The sequence below is a fragment of the Fusobacterium sp. FSA-380-WT-3A genome, assembly GCF_012843705.1.
GTDB lineage: Bacteria > Fusobacteriota > Fusobacteriia > Fusobacteriales > Fusobacteriaceae > Fusobacterium_B.
This window is the reverse complement of record NZ_JABAFQ010000006.1, coordinates 59,089-76,158: the sequence shown is the minus strand read 5'-3', so window position 1 is coordinate 76,158 and position 17,070 is coordinate 59,089. Positions and strand designations below refer to the sequence as shown.

19 protein-coding genes are annotated in these 17,070 nt (G+C 24.9%); 4 read left to right on the top strand and 15 right to left on the bottom strand.

Going from position 1 to position 17,070, the window contains the following annotated elements; genetic code table 11:
* The first annotated feature begins 23 nt into the window (after window positions 1–23).
* Entirely contained in the window at window positions 24–1,385 is a 1,362-nt protein-coding gene (locus HF862_RS05485; RefSeq protein WP_170186910.1) for an MATE family efflux transporter, read from the top strand.
* A gap of 78 nt (window positions 1,386–1,463) precedes the next feature.
* Window positions 1,464–1,748, top strand: a complete 285-nt coding sequence (locus HF862_RS05480) for a YerC/YecD family TrpR-related protein (protein ID WP_170186909.1) — start codon at window positions 1,464–1,466, stop codon at window positions 1,746–1,748.
* Between the two features lie 81 nt (window positions 1,749–1,829).
* On the opposite strand, the gene HF862_RS05475 is transcribed toward HF862_RS05480, so the two are convergent.
* From HF862_RS05475 to HF862_RS05460, 4 genes are read right to left on the bottom strand one after another with little or no spacing between them, the layout of a single operon-like run.
* On the bottom strand, window positions 1,830–3,050 hold the full coding sequence (locus HF862_RS05475) for an ABC transporter permease (protein ID WP_170186908.1): 1,221 nt from the start codon (window positions 3,048–3,050) through the stop codon (window positions 1,830–1,832).
* Window positions 3,047–3,727 (bottom strand): ABC transporter ATP-binding protein, encoded by a 681-nt coding sequence (locus HF862_RS05470; RefSeq protein WP_240934792.1) that lies wholly within the window; start codon window positions 3,725–3,727, stop codon window positions 3,047–3,049. The genes HF862_RS05475 and HF862_RS05470 overlap by 4 nt, the downstream gene beginning before the upstream one ends.
* The gene (locus tag HF862_RS05465) at window positions 3,708–4,820 is read right to left on the bottom strand and encodes an efflux RND transporter periplasmic adaptor subunit (protein WP_170186907.1); all 1,113 of its coding nucleotides are present in this window, start codon (window positions 4,818–4,820) and stop codon (window positions 3,708–3,710) included. The genes HF862_RS05470 and HF862_RS05465 overlap by 20 nt, the downstream gene beginning before the upstream one ends.
* Window positions 4,813–6,081, bottom strand: a complete 1,269-nt coding sequence (locus tag HF862_RS05460) for a TolC family protein (protein ID WP_170186906.1) — start codon at window positions 6,079–6,081, stop codon at window positions 4,813–4,815. The genes HF862_RS05465 and HF862_RS05460 overlap by 8 nt, the downstream gene beginning before the upstream one ends.
* Window positions 6,082–6,549: 468 nt before the next feature.
* Here HF862_RS05460 and HF862_RS05455 point away from each other — a divergent pair, with 468 nt between their 5' ends.
* Both HF862_RS05455 and HF862_RS05450 read left to right on the top strand, forming a co-directional pair.
* A complete protein-coding gene (locus HF862_RS05455) occupies window positions 6,550–7,278 on the top strand; it encodes a basic amino acid ABC transporter substrate-binding protein (protein ID WP_170186905.1) in 729 nt (242 codons plus the stop codon).
* Between the two features lie 31 nt (window positions 7,279–7,309).
* Window positions 7,310–8,509, top strand: a complete 1,200-nt coding sequence (locus HF862_RS05450; RefSeq protein ID WP_170186904.1) for an argininosuccinate synthase — start codon at window positions 7,310–7,312, stop codon at window positions 8,507–8,509.
* A 122-nt stretch (window positions 8,510–8,631) separates the two neighbouring features.
* Here the strand turns inward: HF862_RS05450 and HF862_RS05445 are convergent, their stop codons facing one another.
* From HF862_RS05445 to HF862_RS05395, 11 genes are all read right to left on the bottom strand, one after another.
* Window positions 8,632–8,847, bottom strand: a complete 216-nt coding sequence (locus tag HF862_RS05445; RefSeq protein WP_170186903.1) for a DUF6485 family protein — start codon at window positions 8,845–8,847, stop codon at window positions 8,632–8,634.
* Window positions 8,848–8,858: 11 nt separating this feature from the next.
* Complete coding sequence (locus HF862_RS05440) at window positions 8,859–9,299, bottom strand: Fur family transcriptional regulator (RefSeq protein WP_170186902.1); 441 nt, start codon at window positions 9,297–9,299, stop codon at window positions 8,859–8,861.
* A gap of 73 nt (window positions 9,300–9,372) precedes the next feature.
* Window positions 9,373–9,825 (bottom strand): N-acetyltransferase, encoded by a 453-nt coding sequence (locus HF862_RS05435; RefSeq protein ID WP_170186901.1) that lies wholly within the window; start codon window positions 9,823–9,825, stop codon window positions 9,373–9,375.
* A 9-nt stretch (window positions 9,826–9,834) separates the two neighbouring features.
* On the bottom strand, window positions 9,835–10,578 hold the full coding sequence (gene truA, locus HF862_RS05430; protein ID WP_304205749.1) for a tRNA pseudouridine(38-40) synthase TruA: 744 nt from the start codon (window positions 10,576–10,578) through the stop codon (window positions 9,835–9,837).
* Between the two features lie 59 nt (window positions 10,579–10,637).
* Window positions 10,638–11,189 (bottom strand): regulatory protein RecX, encoded by a 552-nt coding sequence (locus HF862_RS05425; protein ID WP_170186899.1) that lies wholly within the window; start codon window positions 11,187–11,189, stop codon window positions 10,638–10,640.
* Window positions 11,161–12,258 (bottom strand): recombinase RecA, encoded by a 1,098-nt coding sequence (recA, locus tag HF862_RS05420; RefSeq protein ID WP_027128458.1) that lies wholly within the window; start codon window positions 12,256–12,258, stop codon window positions 11,161–11,163. Before recA ends, HF862_RS05425 begins: the two co-directional genes overlap by 29 nt.
* Window positions 12,258–13,256 carry a glycosyltransferase family 9 protein gene (locus tag HF862_RS05415; RefSeq protein ID WP_170186898.1) on the bottom strand — a complete coding sequence of 333 codons (999 nt, stop codon included), beginning with the start codon at window positions 13,254–13,256 and terminating at the stop codon, window positions 12,258–12,260. The genes recA and HF862_RS05415 overlap by 1 nt, the downstream gene beginning before the upstream one ends.
* Window positions 13,253–14,128: a lipopolysaccharide core heptose(II) kinase RfaY gene (locus HF862_RS05410; protein ID WP_170186897.1), complete on the bottom strand. Its 876-nt coding sequence runs from the start codon at window positions 14,126–14,128 to the stop codon at window positions 13,253–13,255. The genes HF862_RS05415 and HF862_RS05410 overlap by 4 nt, the downstream gene beginning before the upstream one ends.
* Window positions 14,121–15,134 carry a glycosyltransferase family 9 protein gene (locus HF862_RS05405; protein WP_170186896.1) on the bottom strand — a complete coding sequence of 338 codons (1,014 nt, stop codon included), beginning with the start codon at window positions 15,132–15,134 and terminating at the stop codon, window positions 14,121–14,123. The genes HF862_RS05410 and HF862_RS05405 overlap by 8 nt, the downstream gene beginning before the upstream one ends.
* Before the next feature lie 15 nt (window positions 15,135–15,149).
* Window positions 15,150–16,190 (bottom strand): glycosyltransferase family 9 protein, encoded by a 1,041-nt coding sequence (locus HF862_RS05400; RefSeq protein ID WP_170186895.1) that lies wholly within the window; start codon window positions 16,188–16,190, stop codon window positions 15,150–15,152.
* A gap of 12 nt (window positions 16,191–16,202) precedes the next feature.
* The gene (locus HF862_RS05395; RefSeq protein WP_170186894.1) at window positions 16,203–16,964 is read right to left on the bottom strand and encodes a glycosyltransferase family 2 protein; all 762 of its coding nucleotides are present in this window, start codon (window positions 16,962–16,964) and stop codon (window positions 16,203–16,205) included.
* Between the last annotated feature and the right edge of the window lie 106 nt (window positions 16,965–17,070).

Here is a 17,070-nt window from a genome sequence, read left to right as displayed (position 1 = left end):
AAAAATTAAAAAAGGTGAACATTATGAAATTATCAAATGATTTAGGAAAAGATTTTGTTCTTGGATTAGTTTTTAAATTGGCCATACCTACAATGTTAGCTCAACTTGTTAATTTACTTTATAGTATAGTAGATAGAATGTATATAGGACATATTCCAGAAATAGGAAGTTTAGCATTAGCAGGAGTTGGAGTTTGTGGACCTATAGTAGCTTTTTTATCTTCTTTTGGAACCCTTGTAGGATTAGGTGGTTCTATAACTATGTCTATAAAAATGGGAGAACAAAATGAAAAAGAAGCTAGACAAATTTTATCTAATAGTTTTTTTATGTTGGGAGTTTTGAGTATTGTTTTAACAATAATTTTTTTAGTTTTAAAAAATAAGTTAATAATGATTTTTGGTGGAAGTGAAACTACTTTTGTTTATGCTAACCAATATTTAACTATATATACTTTAGGAAGTTTTTTTGCTTTAATGGCTGTAGGACTAAACTTTTTTATAACTTGTCAAGGCTTTTCTATGGTGGGAATGGCTACAGTAATTATAGGAGCCATAACAAACATTATTTTAGATACAATTTTTATTTTTTATTTTAACATGGGAGTTAGTGGAGCAGCTTGGGCTACAGTAATTGCTCAAGTTTTATCATTTCTTTTTGCTTTTTCATTTTTAAGAAGTAAAAAAATTATTATTCCTATAACAAAAGAAAAATATTCTTTAAAAATAATAAAAAATATTATAAGATTTGGATTCTTACCTTTTTTTATTTTGGCAACAGACAGTCTTATTTTAATAATGTTGAATGCTATGTTACAAAAATATGGTGGGGAAACTCAAGGAGATTTATTAATATCAGCAGCCACAATAGTTCAAAGTTTTCTTTTACTTATTACAGGACCTTTAATAGGACTTTCTGGAGGAACTCAACCACTTTTAAGTTATAATTATGGAGCTAAACAAATAGAGAGAGTAAAATTAGCTGAAAAATATATTATAATGGTCGCTTTATGTTTAACAGGCTCTATGTTTTTTCTAACAGATTATATTTCTCCTAAATTTATAAACTTTTTTACTGAGGAAAAAGAACTTGTAGAAATTTCACTTTGGGGAATAAAAAATAGTCTTTGGGGAATAATTCCTCTTTCATTTCAATATTGTTATGTAGATGGATTTACTGCTGTAGGAAGAATAAAAACAGCCTTTATCCTTTCAATGACTAGAAAAATTATTTATATGGCTAGTGCTATAGTTTTACCTATATTTTTTCAAGCAAAATTTGCTTTTTTTGCTCAACCAATATGTGATATAGTGACTTCTTGCATTACTATCACCACATTTATATTTATTTTTAATAAGCATTTAGAAAAAAGAGTTTTACAAAATTAATATAAAAAAGTTGATTTTTTTGGGAATAAGTATTATAATTTAGTTGACTAAATTATTAAAGTGCTCTTGGAGGGAAGTATGAATAAACTAAAAAATCCCATGAATGATGCTTTATTTGAAGCTTTTTTAAAACTAGAAACTATAGAAGAATGTTATGATTTTTTTGAAGATATATGTACTTATAAAGAGATTGAGGCAATGAGTAATAGATTAGAAGCTGCAAAACTTTTAAATAAAGGAAAAACTTATGAAGAAATATTAAAAGATCTTAATATCTCTTCATCAACTTTAAGTCGTGTGAGCAAAGCCTTAAAATATGGAACAGGTGGATATGAGACTATAATAAAAAGATTAAAAAAATAAAAGTGCTATAAAATAAAAGAGGATGTTTAGAAATTTCTATCATCCTCTTTTTTATTTTAAATATAGAATAAAAATATAAATTTATTCACTTCTTAAAGCTTCAATTGGATTTAGTTCAGCTGCTTTTTTAGCTGGAATAACTCCAAATAAAATACCAATTCCCATAGAAACTATTAAAGAAATTATCATTGAAGAGATTGAAAATAATGGTGGAATATTAACGATTTTTCCAATAATATTTCCAAGAATGAATCCTAAAATAATTCCTAAAAGTCCACCAAATCCAGTTAGAATAATAGATTCTATTAAAAATTGAAACATAATATCTCTGTTAGTAGCTCCAATAGCTTTTCTTATTCCAATTTCTTTTGTTCTTTCAATTACACTAACAAGCATAATATTCATTACTCCAACTCCTCCAACAAAAAGAGAGATACCAGCTACAAAGGTTACAAATAAATTTAGAGTACTTAGAATATTATCAAAAGAAGCAGCTCCGTCAGATAGAGCTTTTACTTCATACAAATCAGAAACTCCAGTAATGTCTTCTAAAATTTTTTTCATTTTGGCCATATCTTCTGAAGCTTTTGTTGGGTCCTTAGATTCTACAACAATACTACTATAATTAGAAGCATTATCATACAATCTTTCATAGGTAGAAAGAGGAAATCTTGCAAATCGAGGAATTCTTTTTCCACCCATGGCCTTAACATAATCTTCAAAATTATTTTCAAAGACTCCAACTATTCTATAATCTATTTCAGGGTCTTTTCTAGTAAGAGCTAGTCTTATATTTTTTCCTAAAGCATTTTGTGGAGAGCCAAAAATATCTTTAGCTGTGATATTATCAATTATAACTATTTTTTCACCTGAATTATATTCAAAAGATATAAAATCTCTACCATATAAAAAATTTACTTTATCTATTTTTTGATATTCAGGAGTAGCTACAGTTAACCATACAATTTCAAATCTGTCTTTAATTTTGGAATAAATTCTTTGAGTAATCTTAGGACTTATATTTTTAAATTCTTTTGTAGTCTTTAATTTTTCTATCATTTCATCCTCAAAAAGATATTTCCATCTAAAATTTTCATCTTTCATATCAGCATAAACAGTAAATTTTCCATAACCATTTTCTTTTAATTTTCCAGTTATATTTTTTTGACCACCTTTTCCAATAGCTGACATAGTTATAACAGATGAAATTCCTATGATAATTCCTAACATAGTAAGAAAAGAACGAGCTCTATTTCCTTTTAAACTTTTTATGGCACTGTTAAAACTTTCTATAAAATTCATTTACTTTCACCATCTTTTATTATTTCACCATCTTTAAATACTAAAATTCTTTTACAAAAATTTGCTATTTCAGGCTCATGGCTTACAATTATTATTGTTTTTCCCTGATTATTCAATTCTTCAAATAGATTCATTATTTCATTTTCAGAAACACTATCTAAATTTCCAGTAGGTTCATCAGCTAGAATAACAGAGGGGTTATTGATTAAAGCTCTAGCAATGGCTACTCTTTGTCTTTGTCCACCAGAAAGTTCATTAGGTTTATGGTGAACTCTTTTTTCAAGTCCAACTTTTTTTAAGACTTCCAAAGCTCTCTTTTTTCTCTCTTCTTTTTCAACACCAGCATAAACTAAAGGAAGTTCTACATTTTCTTCAGTAGTTAATTTTGGAAGTAGATTAAAAGATTGAAAAACAAATCCTATTTTTGAATTTCTAATTTTACAAATTTCATTCTCTGTTAAGTTTGAAATATTTACATCATCTAGTATATATTCTCCTTCAAACTCTTTGTCAAGACAACCTAAAATATTCATCATAGTAGATTTACCACTTCCACTACTTCCCATAATAGCGACAAACTCACCTTTTTTTATACTAAAATTAATATTTTTTAAAGCGTGAAGTTTGTTTTCTCCATTTATATAATATTTATTTATATTATTTATTTGTATTATCAAGTTTTTCACCTTTATTTTCAACCTTATTAAGAGTCTTTTTAAAAATTTTATCATTAGGCTTTAATGTAAGACTAGGAGTTGTTAATATTTCATCTCCTATTTTTAAACCACTTTTTATAATTATTGAGTCACCTTTTATATTTTCAATTTCTACATCTTTTCTAATAAGTGTGTTATTAGAATCAACAATAAAAACATAGTATTGATTGTTATCCTCAAGCAAAGCATTTTTAGAAATAGTAATATCATCATTTTTTTCTAAAAAGATTTTTGCTGAAACTTTAAATCCAGGAATTATATTTGGTATTTCTTCAAGAGGAGTAACCTCAACTTCTACAATATTTTCAGATGTAGTAGAAGATGGTTTTGAAATTTTAGATATTTTAGTAATTTTTCCTTTAAAAGAAAGTTTTTTTTCAAAAGCTTCTGGTTTTATTTCAAGATTTTGACCAAGATAAATGTCTTTTATATCATATTCTGCAACTTCTAAAACTATTTTTATATTTGATAAATCTGCTATTTCCATCAAGGGTTCATCAGTATTTACAGAATAATTTTCTTGAGCAAGTAAAGATGTAACAGTTCCACTTACAGGACTTATTATTTTTTCAGCAGTTTTCAATAAATCTTCTTGATATTCTTCAATATTTATTTCATATCTTTGAATTTCTTCTTCTAATTCTTTAATGTAATTAACAGAACTTCCACCTAATTTTAATAACTCTTTTTCAACCTCTAAATTTCTTTTAATTTTTGCTAAGCTTAATTCTTCTCTTTTTAAATTTCTAATTATATTATTCCTTTCTGTTTCATCAAAAGTCATAAGAATTTGACCTTTTTCAACATAATCACCTTCTTGAATAAATACTTCGTCTACTTTTAATTTTTTATCAACAAACACTTTTTTTGTATCATTTGCTTCTATTTTTCCTTCTACATTGATATATCCTCTTTTATTATTAGTTGAAATAATTCTTGTAGGATATATTATTTCTTTTTTATTGCTTTTTTTATTTTTTGAAATAAAAATACCACTACCTAATAAAATCAATATAAGACTTATAACAGTAATTATTCTCAGTTGTTTATTCATGATTTTTTTCTCCTCTGACCATTATTTCATAGATATATCCATTAAATAAATTTTTAGCCTTTTCAGCTTCTACTTCAAATTTTAGGTAATCTTCAAATACATCCATAACTTCTACATAAGTGATATTTCCTAAAGTATATTTTTTTTTCATTATTTCATATTTATTACTTTCTAAGTTCGCTTTATTTTTATTTATAATATAATTTCTATAAAAATTATTATAATTTTCTTGTATTTTTAATTGATTTGAAATATTTTTTTCATTTTCTTTTCTGTAATTTATATTTTGTTGAGCAAGATTTATTTTTTCATTTTCTAGATTTACATCATAATAAAATAAATCTTTAGAAACTTTTAAAAATATTCTATTTTCTGAATTTGTATTGTTATGAGTCTCTTTTTTTCTTTCTATTCCCAAAGAAATATCAGGAACTTTATTAGAATAAGATAGGTAATTGATATTTTCTATTGTAATTTTTCTATCTAAGTCTAAACTTTGTAAATATCTTTCTCCAATATTTGGAATGTATTTTGAAATATCAATTTGTTTTACTTGAATATCTGCCAAAGTTTTATTAGAAATATCAATATTGAATTCATATAAAAACCTATCTTTTATTTTTTTTAGATTTTTATCTAAGATTTTTAATTCAATCTCTAAATTTTCTCTACTAACTTGTAAAGTTTGTAAATCAATTTTTGGAATAGCACCTAATTCATAAGATTTTTTTAAGATTTTTTCTTCTGTTTTTAATTTTGAAAGATTGTTACTTTTTAATTTTGTTTCAAACTCATTATTTTTATATTCTTCATAAAGATTTATTAAATCTATTTTTTTACTTTCAAGTTTATCTAAATAATAAAATTTATCTTTCATTTTTAAATAGTCTAATTTTTTTAATTCACTATCACTTTTAGAATAAATTATATTTTTTAAATTTTTATTTATACCACAGATAATTTCACTATCTCCATTATCTATATCATTTGAGATTTTATTTTTAGAGATATTTACATAGAAATCTCCATAAGTCAATTTGCCATTTGTGTCATACTTATCTTTATCATAATCATATTTTATATCAGCTTCACCTTTAACCCCATTATATGAATCTAAATTATAAAATTTTTCTTTAGAAAGATTTTTTTCTATCTCTAAATCATAGATTTTTTTATCAAAATTTTTTATATCTATCATATTTAACATCTCATCAAGTGTTATATTATTTCCATAAGATAGTACAGGAAATATTAAAAACATAAAGATTTTAAATAGGTATTTTTTACTTATCAGCATAAATTATTCACCTCAAATGTTTTTTCATAAAAAGATTATACTATATTCTCTTTTAACTTTAAAGAAAATTTTTTTTATAAAATTTTTTAATTTTTTGTTGACAAGAAAATTTTTTTGTGATAATATTGCTCTAATAAAATAAGAAGGAGGAAGAGACAATGTTAGTAACATTAAATTTAAGGAACAGGAAAAATTCTACAACAACTAAATATCTTAGTTTATTTAATGTTAATCAAGACATTGTAATTTCTTTAAGGCAGGATTAATTTAAAGTTTGAGTTAGAGTAGGTATTTTTCTTAATATTTTTATTTTAAATTTAATCTTATATGTTTTATAGTTTATTTGCGATGAAGACTAACATTAAAGTTGGTCTTTTTTTATTGCCAAAAATTTTTAATTTTTATAAATTTTATTTTACTAGGAGGATTTTTATGAAAAAATTAGTTTTACTTATTATGACACTTTTATCACTTGTTACTTTTGGAAAATCTGACAAATTATATGTTGGAACAAATGCAGAATTTGAACCTTTTGAATATTTAGAAAATGGAAAAATAGTTGGATTTGATGTTGAATTAATGGAGGCTATTGGAGAAAAAATAGATAAAGAAATTATTTGGAAAAATATAGCTTTTGATGGACTATTACCAGCACTTCAATCTAAAAAAATAGATGTAATTATAGCTGGAATGACAGCCACAGAAGAGAGAAAGAAATTTGTTAATTTCTCCGACCCTTATTTTGTATCAAGTCAAATGATAATAGTAAATACAGAAGATTCAAAATCTAAAAATATTAAATCTTATGATGACTTACCAGGAAATGTAGTTGGAGTTGTTTTAGGATATACAGGAGATATAGCTGTAAGTAAAGTAGAGGGAGTAGAAGTTCAAAGATTTAATGCTACTTCAGAAGCTGTTATGGCTTTAAAATCTAAAAAAGTTCAAGCAGTTGTATTAGATTCAGAACCAGCAAAAAATTATGTAAAAACTAATAAAAATTTAAAATTAATAAATACAGATATAGCTAAAGAAGAATATTCAATAGCTGTTGGAAAAGATAATAAAGAATTAGCAACAGAAATTAATGATGCCTATAAATCATTAGTAAAAGATGGAACTTTTGATAAACTTATGAAAAAATATTTTGCACAAGACTAATTAATTTATAATAAATCTATGGAGGAAGAAAATGAAAGAAAAAGTTGTTTTAGCATATTCTGGAGGATTAGATACATCAGTAATTATACCTTGGTTAAAAGAAAATTATGATTTTGAAGTAATAGCAGTATCTGTAAATGTAGGACAAAAAGATGATTTTGAGGCAGTAGCTAAAAAAGCCAAAGAAAGTGGAGCATCAAAATTTTATGCTGTAGATAAAACACAAGAATTAGTAGACGAATATATATTTCCAATGATAAAATCAGGAGCTAAATATGAAGGAAAATATCTTTTAGGAACTTCAATAGCAAGACCTGTTATATCAAAAGCTTTAGTAGAGATAGCTAAACAAGAAGGAGCTAACTATATTGTTCATGGAGCAACAGGAAAAGGAAATGACCAAGTTAGATTTGAATTAGGAATAAAAGCTTTAGCTCCTAATATAAAAATTATCGCTCCTTGGCGTATTTGGGATATAAAATCTAGAAAACAAGAGATTGAATATTTAAAATCAAAAGGAATTGAATTACCTTTTAAAGAAAATTCTTCATACAGTAGAGATGAAAATCTTTTCCATATAAGCCATGAAGGTCTAGAACTTGAAAATCCAAGTAATACACCTAATTATTCAGAACTTTTACAATGGGTAAAACCTTTAGAAGATACTCCAGAAGAGGGAGAAACAATCTCTATAGAATTTGAACAAGGAGTACCTACTAAATTAAATGGAGTTGCTCTTTCAGGGGTAGAATTAATAAAACAACTTAATGAACTTGGAAGTAAACATGGAGTAGGAGTTATAGATTTAGTAGAAAATAGATTAGTTGGAATGAAATCTCGTGGAGTTTATGAAACACCAGGTGGAACAATTTTATATTTTGCCCATGAAGAATTAGAAAGATTATGTTTAGATAGAGAAACATTTCAAGCTAAAGAAAATTTATCTAACTATATGGCAAAATTAATTTATAATGGACAATGGTTTACAACTTATAGAGAAGCAATTTCTGCTTTTGTAGATGTTTCACAAAAATTTGTAACAGGAGTTGTAAATTTAAAACTTTATAAAGGAAATATTATACTTCAAGGAATGGAATCTCCATATTCATTATATTCTGAAGACTTCTCTACATTTGATGAAGATAATGTTTATAACCAAAAAGATGCTGAAGGATTTATAAACTTATTTGGACTACCTATTAAAATTCAAGCTCTTTTAAGAAATAAATAATAAGTAAACAAACCAAAACTTTTAAAACTAAAGGAAGGGGGCTATTACATTTTATAATAATTTGTAATAGTTCTTTTTCTTTATTAGAAAATAAAAATAGCACGAATATATCGTGCTATTTATTAATTTTTATTATGTTTTAATATAAAATTGGCAAATCCTTTATAGGAATAATCTCCATTTTCTGGTTTTTCTTTAGAAATATCATTAAAAAAACAAGAAGGGATTTCACCTAATTTTAAACATTTTAAAATACAAAGATTGCAGCCTTTGTCATGATTAGTAGGATGATTAGGACAGTTTAAATCTGTACAACTACAAAATTCTTTACTTTCCATTAATATCACTATTAGTTATGACTTTTAGCTTTTTTTAGGCAATGCTCACAAGTACCTTTAAAATATATATGTTTTTCTTTTATATCGAACTTATCAAGTTGACTTAAATCTAAAGAAGATGTATCTAAGAAAATGTCATATATATTTCCACAATCATTACATTTAAAATGTCCATGTAATGTCATATTAGCTTCATAACGAGTTTCATTTTCTTCAATAACTATTACACTAACGATTCCTTTTTCAACAAAAGTATTTAAAGTGTTATAAATTGTAGTTTTTGAAAGAGTAGGAATTTCATCACATAAAGCTTTGTATATTGTATCAACAGTAGGATGTATTTTATTTTCTAAAAGAAATTTATAGATTTGCATTCTTTGATAAGATGGTTTTATTCCGTGTTCTTTTAAAAAACTACCAACATCTTTAACTTCTTCTACATGATTATTCATATTTGTACTCCTTTCATTTTATAATGATTTTTATATTATTATAATTTAAAATTAGAAAAAAGTAAAGTTTTTTTTAAGAAGTTAAAGATTTTTTCATAATAAATCTATCAATACCTATGTCATACTCATCTTTTTCTAGACTTTCAATAAAATAATTTATTCTTTGATAAAGATTAATAGCTTTTATATTTTTAGGGTCAACAGTTAAAGATATAGTTTCTTTATCATATTGTTTAAAATATTCCTCACAATATAATAAAAGTGTAGTTCCAATTCCTTTTTCTCTATATTCTTTCATAACAGAAAATCCATATAGAAAAACTTCAGGTCTATCAAAAGCTATCATAAATTCAGCAGCACCAACTACTTTTTCATCTTCTATAGCAACAAATACCTTACCAAATTTTACAATAGGTTTTAATATCCATAAATCAACTCCACCAAATTTTCCAAAGGTGTCCTTTTCCATTTCAACTATTTCATTCATTATATCTTTATCTTTTATAGAAACTTCTCTTATTTCCATTTTTACTCCCTAATATTCTACTTTTGTCAAATAAAGACCAGAAGGCTCTGCTATCTCTATTTTTCTCTCTACATTTGGTTCTTCTAATAATAGTTTAATATAATTTTCAGGTTTTCTACCAAAGTATACATCTAATGCAGTTCCTACAATAATTCTTATTTGAGTTTTTAAAAAAGCATTTCCCTCTATATATATTCCCAATGTAGTTTCATCTTTCAAATACACATCAATTTTATGTATTTGTCTAATACTTGTTTTATTATTTTCATCTTTTAATCTAAAATTATTAAAATCATGTTCTCCTACAAGTGGTAATAATATTTCTAAAAATTTTTTACAATCAATAGGTTTGTTTATATAAGTTATATATTTTCTAGTAAATACATTTTTTTTCCAAGTGATAAGATATTCATAAGCTCGATATTTTGCATCAAAACGAGAATTAAAATTAAGAGGGACTTCTTCCATTTTATATACATCAATATCATTTGGTAATAATTTATTTAAAGCTCTTTGAAAATTTTTTAAAGGTATAGTTATGGAGTCATCAACAAAAAAATTAGAAACTTGTACATTAGCATGTACTCCTCTATCAGTTCTTCCAGCTGTTATAAGATTTATTTCTTTTTTTAAAATAATATTTAAAACTCTTTCTAATTCACCTTGAACAGTCCTTTTATCTATTTGTCTTTGAAAACCAAAGAAGTCACTTCCATCATAGGAGTATGTTATTTTTATATTTCTCATTTTTATACCCTTTCAAAAATTAATCAAGCTATATAATATCATATCTTCCTTTTTTTATCAATGATTTAATTTTCTAAATAAGAGATTACTTTTTTAATATGCTCATATTTAAATCCCTTTCTCATTAAACTTTCTATTTTCTTTTTTTTATCCTTTGTACCCATCTTTATATATAATTTTTCTATTTCTTTTAATTCTTCTTCAATGTTATCCTCTAAAAGACTATGAATAATATTTCTATCTATACCTTTTAATAAAAGATTATATTCAAGTTTTTTATTTCCCCAACTTTTATGAGAATTGATATAAGAAAGAGCAAAATCCTCATCATTAAGATAATTTAATTCTTTAAATTTTTCAACTATATTTATAATAATATTTTTTTCTCTATATTTCATCATCAATTTTGATGTAAATTCCTTTGTAGAATAATCTCTTTTAGCAAGTAACCAATAAGAAAAAGAGAGAGCTGCTCTCTCAACAAGATTAAGATAAATATCTTTCTCAATCTCTACTCCCTCTTTTAATTTATATTCATCTATTGTTGTTTTTTGAAGACTAATTTCTACATTATTTTCAAAAAGTATTTTATTCCTCTGAACTTTCAATATTTTCATCTTCAGTAATATTTTCTCCTAAATTTTCTTCATCTTCTTCACTTGTAGAAGTTGCAAGTTTAACTCCTTTTTCTTTTAATTCACTATAGATTTTTTCTAAAAGGTCTTCTTCTTTTTCAAGTCTTGCTTTAACATTTTCTTTTCCTTGACCAAGTCTTATATCTCCATAACTAAACCAAGCTCCAGACTTAGAAACAATGTTGGCTTTAATAGAAGCATCTAATATTTCTCCTACTCTTGAAATTCCTTTTCCATACATAATTTGGAAAGCTGCTTCTTTAAAAGGAGGAGCTATTTTATTTTTAGTAACTTTTACTACAACTTCGTTTCCTATTATATCATCACCTTGTTTTACAGAACCAACTCTTTTTATCTCAAGTCTTACAGAAGCATAGAATTTAAGAGCTTTTCCTCCTGTAGTTGTTGTTTGAGGTCCAAAACCAAATCCACCAATTTTATCTCTTATTTGGTTAATAAAGATTATAGTAGTTTTTGATTTATTTAAAGTTCCTGTTAATTTTCTAAGAGCTTTTGACATAAGTCTTGCTTGTAATCCCATTTGTTGGTCTGACATTTCACCATCAATTTCAGCTTTTGGAACTAGAGCAGCAACTGAGTCTACTACAATTACATCAATAGCTGAAGATTGAACTAAAGAATCAACAATTTCTAATGCTTGTTCTCCATAATCTGGTTGAGATATCAAAAGTTCATCAATATCTACTCCTAAAGCTTTAGCATATACAGGGTCTAAAGCATGTTCAGCATCTATAAAAGCTGCTATTCCACCTTTTTTTTGGCTTTCAGCTATAATATGAAGAGCAATAGTTGTTTTACCAGAACTTTCAGCTCCATATATTTCTATAATTCTTCCTTTTGGAACTCCACCAAGTCCTAAAGCAGCATCTAGATTTATACTTCCTGTAGAAATAACTTCTATATTCATAGATTTATTTTCTCCAAGTTTCATTATAGAACCTTCACCAAAATCTTTAGTAATTTGTTTTATAGCATTTTCAAGAGCTTTATTTTTATCTACAACTTCTGTTGTAACTTTTTTTACTGCCACTATAATTCCTCCTTATTTAAATTTTTATTTATTAAATTAAAAACATAATCTACTTTTATATTATTCATACAATTAAAATGTTTTTTAGGACATTGTTTTTCCCCATGAAGGCTACATGGAGCACATTTTTCATGAGAATAAATTAAAGTAGTATCTTTATTAAATTGAAACATATTAGGGTCTGTTGGCCCAAAGATAACAAAAGTTTTACACCCAACCCCTCTTCCTATATGAAAAGGACCAGAGTCATTGGTGATTAATAATTTAGATATGGAAAGTAATGCTCCACTTTCTTTTAAAGAAAGTTTACCAGCTAAATTAATACAAGAATTATCACTTACATTATTTATTAAATTACACCTTTCTATATCTTCTTTTCCACCTAATAAAACGGTTTTTATATTATATTTATCATATAATTTTTTTGCCAATTTTCCAAAGTTTTCAGGTAACCATTTTTTAGTTTCTTTAGAAGCTCCAGGAGCTATAGCAAATAATCCACCAAATTCTTTTACTTTTTCTAAATCTTGTTTTGTAAATGGAAAATGTAAATCTTCAAACTTATATTTTAAATCTAAAATTTTAAATGCTTTAAAATAATTTTTTATAATAGAATCATCTACATGATATTTTATAACTTTTAATCTAACTAATAGAGTTTTCCATATTTTTCTTTTAGGATATGTAAAAGTTTTAGATTTAATTCCACTAGAAATTAATTTTGACCTAAATTTTCTATGTAAATCAAAAACATAGTCATAATTATTTTTACTTAATTTTTTTGCAAATTCTTTGATATTTTTATATCCATCATTGATTTTTTTATCAAATAAAATTAAATTATCAATATAGGGACTTCCTTCTATAGAGTCTTTAAAATTTTTTAAAACTAAAAAATCAATGGTAATATTTGGATATTTTTCTTTTAATTGTTTTAGAATAGGTGTAGTTAAAATTATATCTCCTATGGAACTTAGTCTAATAATTAAAATTCTCACTTAAGTTCCTCCTGATTATTTGATTTTGTTTCATCATTCTCTTTATTTTCATTTTGATTTTCTTTTTTCTTAAAAACTTTTGAAAAACTTTGACTAAATTTCTTTTTAGATATTTTATTTTTAAATTTATCAATGAAATTTTCTTTAGATGTATCACTTGAAGAAATATTTTTTTCTCCTCTTATTAAGGATTTTATCCAAGCTCTAAATCTTCCCCAAAGAATAAGATAATTATCAATACCTCTAGCTATTAAATAAACAATACCTTTTTTATTATAGAATTGTCCTATATCTTGCCCACAACTAGTTTCTAGATATATGAATTCATAAGCTTGAGCTATTTTTCCAAAAATACTTTTATTAAATTTAGCATCTATTATATAACATTTATCATTAGTAAGAATAAAATTAGAAAGTTGACTATCTCCATGAATATAACCTTTTTTATGAATTTTACTAAGAGTATCAGTAATAAAAGGTAAACTATTAATATCTCCAGCATTTCCGTTTATATACTCCATTATTATATAAGAATCAACTACCATTCCAAATTTTTTTATTTCACACGCAAAATAAGGTTTTGGAGTATCAAAACCATTTTCCAATATTTTTTCTAAATTTTTAAATTCTCTTTGTGCTTCACTGCCTCTAAAAAGAGACAAGAATCTTTGCCATTTTCTAGTATTTTTTTCTAAAGGAACTTTATATATATATGATTTTCCTCTAAATTGTATAAGCTTAACAATACTTCTATGGTCAGATTTTAAAGTTTTTAGAATTCTATATCTTTCTTCTTTTATAGCATCAAAAAATTCAATAGAAGATAATTCATTAAAAAAAACTCTCTTTTTTTCCATTATCCCTTTATACATTTTTATCACATCCTAAATAGCTATTTATTTCTGATAAAATATATTCTGGTAATATTTTCTTCATACATTGAAAATCTTTTTTAGGACAAGATTTTCCCCCATGAATTCCACAAGGTCTACAATTTAGATTCTCAACTTCAAATACTTTACTATTTAAACTCCAAGGGAAGAAACCAAATTCTTTTACAGTAGGACCAAAAATTGCAAGTATTCTAGGTTTTTTAAAAGCTGAAGCTATATGGATAGGAGAGGAATCATTAGTAACAACAATATCTCCTCTTGATAAAACATCAGCTAATTGTAAAAGAGAAGTTTTTCCTCTTAAATCAACAACTCCATCTTTTACTATTGGTAAGTTTTCCTCTTCTTTACCACCTACAACAACAATACCTATATTTTTATTAACTTTTAACTTTTCTATAACTTCATTAAAATATTCTACAGGCCATTGTTTAGTAAACCATTTACTTCCAGGAGCAAGAATTACCACTTTTTTATCTTCAAGATTATTTTCTTTCCAAATATTAGATATTTTTTCTTTTTCACTTTCACTAGGATACAATTCAATCTCATATCTTTGTTTATTTTCTGGAGCAATAAAACTTAATAGTTTTTCTACTTCATGTTTAGTCTTATCATATTTAATTTTTTGAGTGAATAAACATTTACCAGAAGCAATATCATAACCTATTCTAATAGGAGAACGAGAAAGCCAAGCTAAAACAGAACTTCTTAAATATCTATGAGGCACTATAACCATATTAAAATTTTCATATCTAAGTCTTTTTCCTAATTGCCAAACTCCACTTAAACCTTTATGTTCTCCTCTTTTGTCATATACAATAATATTGTTTAAGTGAGGATTATTTTTTAAAATAGCTTCTCCACTAGGAGTAGTTACGTAGGTAATATCAGAATCAGGATAAATATCCTTTATTTTTTTAATAAGTGGAGTAGATAAAACTATATCTCCTATAAAAGCTGTATGTATAATTAATATTCTCAAAATATTCACCTACTTTTATTTAAGCTTTTCTTCCAAAGCTAATAATAATTCATTTTCAATTTCACTATCATAAGATTTAAAATATTTATCCTCTTTTGAATAGTTTTCTACTACATTTCTTTCTGGTCTATCAGGAATAATATAGGTTACATTTTCATTATTTATTACTCCCCATCTAATAGGATGTTGAGTTTTTTTATTTGGATAAATTCCAACTATTTTTTTATTTAAGGCTCCAGCTATATGTGTAGGACCTGTTGACCCACCTAAGTATAAATCACATCTATCAATAACAGCAGCTAAATTTAACACAGAACCCTCATTAGCAAATAAAAAAACTTTTTCTCGACTTATATTTTTTACAATTTTTTCCCCTCTTTCTTTTTCAGAAATATGACAAGTTATAACTACAGTTATATCTTTTACTTTATCATAAAACTTTTGAATAAGAGAAGTATATTGCTCATCTGTAATAGTTTTAGCAGAACCACCCATAAAAGGATTGATTAAAAAAACTTTTCCTTCTATTTTATTTTCAGAATAAAATTTATTAGCTATTTCTATATTTTCTTTTTCTAAATAGATTTTACTATTTAATTCATAAAGCTCATCAAATTTTTTCTCATCTATTCTTTTTATTAAATCTAAATTATAAAAAGCTTCATTTTTTATAGAGTGTGACCTTTTTTGCCAAACTCCCTTATTAAAAGCAAAAATAGAATAAATTTTAGAAATAGGTCCTATTCTATAGGGAATTTTACTTATTTTTGCAATCTTTGAAATAAATTTATCATTATAAAGGGCTATAAAAACATCAGCATTAAATTTTTTTATTTCATCAGTTAAAGCTTTTTCATCATAATCATCTATTTTTAAAATCTTATCTATATAAGGTAAATTTTTTACAATATCATAATTATAATTTCTAACAAGTATCATAATTTCAGCTTTAGGAAAAAGTTTTCTAGCCATAAAAAAACTAGGAATAGATAAAAGTAAATCTCCTATTTTATCAGTTCTAGAAATTATGATTTTTTTTATTTTATTTATATCCATAAATATATACCTCTATTTTTTATAAGAACCATTTCTATAAATTTCTCTAAGTTTAAAATATTTTACCATTGAGTACATAGCACTAGCTGTAGCTATCATAAGTCCTTCGATACCATCTAAAAATCCTAATCTTATAATATACATTCTCAAAAATTTAAAGATAGGATTGAAGATTATTTGAAAATTAGAAGGTTTTTTACCTCTTTGATAGTATTCTAAAGCACCTAAAGTTGTATATTTATTAAATTTATTGAAGTAATCTTCCAAAGAAACATAACTGTGATGATATATTTCCTCTTTTAATCTATATATTTTTTCTTTTGTTTCAAATCCTTCATGGACTTCATTATAATTAAAACGTCCAGCTTCTTTTTTAAAAAGTCTAATGTGATACTGATTACTCCAACCACCATATTTTAATTTTTTATTAAAACAAACTGAAGAAAAGTTTATTTCAAAAACCTTTTTTTCAGTTTCCTTCTCTTTTATTTCTTTTATTTTTTCAGCTAATTTAGGAGAAATTTCTTCATCAGCATCTATATTTAATATCCATTCATGTGAACATTTATCAATAGAGGAATTTCTTTGGGGACCATAGCCTTTCCATTCTTCTTCAAAGAATTTAACTCCATATTTTTCAGCTATATTTCTTGTATTATCTGTAGAACCATTGTCTACAATAACAATTTCATCAGCTATATTTTCTAAAGATTTTAAAGTTTTTTCTAATATTTTTTCTTCATTTAAAGTTATCATAGCTACAGATAATTTCATACTTCCCCCAATTCTTATAAAAAAAAATATTTACATTTATTTTTGTTTATCTGTAATAATTATACCAAATAAATTAATATTTATAAAGATATATTTTATATTTTTC

Coding starts and splice junctions, on each gene's coding strand:
- HF862_RS05485 (WP_170186910.1), top strand. CDS start 24: ATGAAATTATCAAATGATTTAGGAAAAGATTTTGTTCTTGGATTAGTT.
- HF862_RS05460 (WP_170186906.1), bottom strand. CDS start 6,081: ATGTTTTTAATATTTCCTGTACTATCTTATGGAAATAATATAACACTT.
- HF862_RS05450 (WP_170186904.1), top strand. CDS start 7,310: ATGAAAGAAAAAGTTGTTTTAGCATATTCTGGAGGATTAGATACATCA.
- HF862_RS05410 (WP_170186897.1), bottom strand. CDS start 14,128: ATGTATAAAGGGATAATGGAAAAAAAGAGAGTTTTTTTTAATGAATTA.
- HF862_RS05395 (WP_170186894.1), bottom strand. CDS start 16,964: ATGAAATTATCTGTAGCTATGATAACTTTAAATGAAGAAAAAATATTA.
- HF862_RS05480 (WP_170186909.1), top strand. CDS start 1,464: ATGAATAAACTAAAAAATCCCATGAATGATGCTTTATTTGAAGCTTTT.
- HF862_RS05425 (WP_170186899.1), bottom strand. CDS start 11,189: ATGAAAATATTGAAAGTTCAGAGGAATAAAATACTTTTTGAAAATAAT.
- HF862_RS05475 (WP_170186908.1), bottom strand. CDS start 3,050: ATGAATTTTATAGAAAGTTTTAACAGTGCCATAAAAAGTTTAAAAGGA.
- HF862_RS05445 (WP_170186903.1), bottom strand. CDS start 8,847: ATGGAAAGTAAAGAATTTTGTAGTTGTACAGATTTAAACTGTCCTAAT.
- HF862_RS05465 (WP_170186907.1), bottom strand. CDS start 4,820: ATGAATAAACAACTGAGAATAATTACTGTTATAAGTCTTATATTGATT.
- HF862_RS05400 (WP_170186895.1), bottom strand. CDS start 16,190: ATGGATATAAATAAAATAAAAAAAATCATAATTTCTAGAACTGATAAA.
- HF862_RS05440 (WP_170186902.1), bottom strand. CDS start 9,299: ATGAATAATCATGTAGAAGAAGTTAAAGATGTTGGTAGTTTTTTAAAA.
- HF862_RS05435 (WP_170186901.1), bottom strand. CDS start 9,825: ATGGAAATAAGAGAAGTTTCTATAAAAGATAAAGATATAATGAATGAA.
- HF862_RS05455 (WP_170186905.1), top strand. CDS start 6,550: ATGAAAAAATTAGTTTTACTTATTATGACACTTTTATCACTTGTTACT.